The sequence below is a fragment of the Halorubrum sp. AJ67 genome (assembly GCF_000513435.1).
Genome location: NZ_CBVY010000009.1, coordinates 111,940 through 113,936, shown reverse-complemented (window position 1 = coordinate 113,936; position 1,997 = coordinate 111,940). Strand labels below are relative to the sequence as shown.

The following is a 1,997-nucleotide window of genomic DNA, read 5'->3' as shown; positions in this document are numbered from 1 at the left end:
CGAGACGGTCGCCGAGGGCGTGTTGGCGTCGCTCGACGGCGTCGCGTTCGACGCGCCGGACTCGCCGTGGATCGAGTCGTTCGATCCGACGCGGTTCGACGGCGACGAGGAGTTCGGGATCGTAGAGGGGATGTCGCTGTCCGAGCGGACGGAGGGGGAGACCGGGAGAGGGGTTTGAGACGGCGTCAGTCGGACTCTTCGACGACGTCGACGTCGCGAGAGCCCTCCTCTTTGGGGATCTCCACGTGGAGCGTGCCGTTTCGCGTGAGCGTCGCGTTCGCGCCCTCAGGCGTCACGTCGGCGTCGCGGGGGAGGTCGACGCTGCTCGACAGCGAGACGCCGCGGCCGGGGAACACGAGGTTGTAGCCGTCGTAGAAGTCCCGGAAGCGTTCGAGGCTCACCTCGACGGTGTGATCGAGGAAGGTGACGTCGACATCCTCGCCGCGGACGCCGGGGGCGTCGAAGACGACGAGGTAGGCGTCGTCGCTTTCGAGGAGGTCGTACGAGAGCGGCCGACGCTCCTGTACTTTCCCCCACCCGCGGCCGACGCGTTCGAGGGCGCTACGGAGCGCGGCCCGACCGGTCTCGACGAGTCCGGACACGGCTCACACCTCGATTTCGACGAGCTCACTCCCGCCGCAGTACGGACACGAGAGGTCCGCGACCGCGTGGTCGTCGGGCACGTCGTAGGTGTAGTGGTTCTCGAACATGTCGAGTTCGCAGTCGTCGCTGACGCACTTGACCTCCATCGTCGATGGCATATGTGCCTGCCTAGTGGCGGCGGCGGCTTAAACGGCGTGGCGGCGGCGACGCGAGCGTCGATCTGTCCTCCTCGGTCACGCCTGCCCAATGTTCCCGGGTCACGCCCGTTCGGCGCGGTACCGCTCCGGGACGACGGTCCGCTCGGCCAGCAGGGCGACCGCGCCGCCGCAGACGACGCCGACGACGACCGCGTCAGTCACGGACAGGAACGGGATACCGAACGCGAGCGAGACGCCGACGAACAGCATGAACGCGGGGAGACTGATGGCGACGAGGATGCGCCCGTACATCTCGCGCCGGCTCGCCGGTATCCGGTCGCGGGCGAGCCACGCGACCGGACCCGCACCGAGAGCGGCGACGACCGTCGCTCCGACGATCACCAACCACGGGACGGAGCCGGAGTCGGCGAGTCTGCCCGCGCTCAGCAGAGCGAACAGGCCGAGGAACGTGTACGAGAGAAGCGTCGCTCGGCGGGGCGTGAGGAAGCTTTCGTCGCGGAGGGACATATGTTCTCACACGCGGATGACGCTAATAAATCGGTCGGCGGTCGTGTCTGTTTTTCGGTGGTCTCGTTTCCCCGCCGACCTTCCGCACGCTTTTCCCGTCTCGGCCGCCTACCCCGGGTAACATGACCGATTCCTCGGCGGCCGGCCGCGGCTCCCTCCCGCCCGACCCGGCCGACCTCTCCGTCACTATCGTCGACGGCTACGTCGACGAGCCGGCCCACTTCGGCGTTCCGCCGTACCTCTCGACGTACCCCCGGTACACGGCGGGCGCGCTCGTCGACGCCGGCGTCCCCGAGTCGCGGATCACCTACCACACCATCGACGAGCTCCGAGACGACCGGTCGAAACACGCCGACGTGGCCGACGCGGACCTCATGGTGTACGTCGGCGGGATGACCGTGCCCGGGAAGTACGTCGGCGGGACCCCCGCGGAGCCGGACGAGGTGCGCGAGCTGGGCTGGACCGCGGACGGCGTGACGCTTTTGGGGGGGCCGGTCCGGTTCGGGGTCGGCGAGGAGAACGCGGGCGCACAGGAGACGCAGCGCGACGACCTCGACTACGACTTCGTCGCGATGGGCGACGTCGAGGCCGCCGCGCACGACCTCGTCCGCGAAGGGTTGGAGGGGTACGGCAACCGGATGCGGACGAACGAGGAGGTCGACCGCTGGGCGCGGCGGGGGGCGTTCGTCGTCGAGCAACACCCGAACCACCCCGACTACCTCATCTGCG

At 69.1% G+C, this 1,997-nt stretch carries 3 protein-coding genes and 2 pseudogenes; 2 read left to right on the top strand and 3 right to left on the bottom strand.

What is annotated here, in order from left to right; genetic code table 11:
* Positions 1-178, top strand: a pseudogene (locus tag BN903_RS16760) (sarcosine oxidase); the annotation flags it as partial.
* A gap of 7 nt (positions 179-185) precedes the next feature.
* Here the strand turns inward: BN903_RS16760 and BN903_RS09400 are convergent.
* The 3 genes from BN903_RS09400 to BN903_RS09395 all read right to left on the bottom strand — a co-directional run bounded on the left by BN903_RS09400 (position 186) and on the right by BN903_RS09395 (position 1,268).
* A complete protein-coding gene (locus BN903_RS09400; RefSeq protein WP_048077482.1) occupies positions 186-602 on the bottom strand; it encodes an Hsp20/alpha crystallin family protein in 417 nt (138 codons plus the stop codon).
* A 3-nt stretch (positions 603-605) separates the two neighbouring features.
* Complete coding sequence (locus BN903_RS17445) at positions 606-761, bottom strand: hypothetical protein (protein ID WP_195155769.1); 156 nt, start codon at positions 759-761, stop codon at positions 606-608.
* A 99-nt stretch (positions 762-860) separates the two neighbouring features.
* Positions 861-1,268, bottom strand: a complete 408-nt coding sequence (locus BN903_RS09395; RefSeq protein ID WP_048077481.1) for a hypothetical protein — start codon at positions 1,266-1,268, stop codon at positions 861-863.
* A gap of 122 nt (positions 1,269-1,390) precedes the next feature.
* On the opposite strand from BN903_RS09395, the pseudogene BN903_RS09390 reads away from it, so the two are divergent.
* A pseudogene (locus tag BN903_RS09390) lies at positions 1,391-1,997 on the top strand (radical SAM protein); the annotation flags it as partial.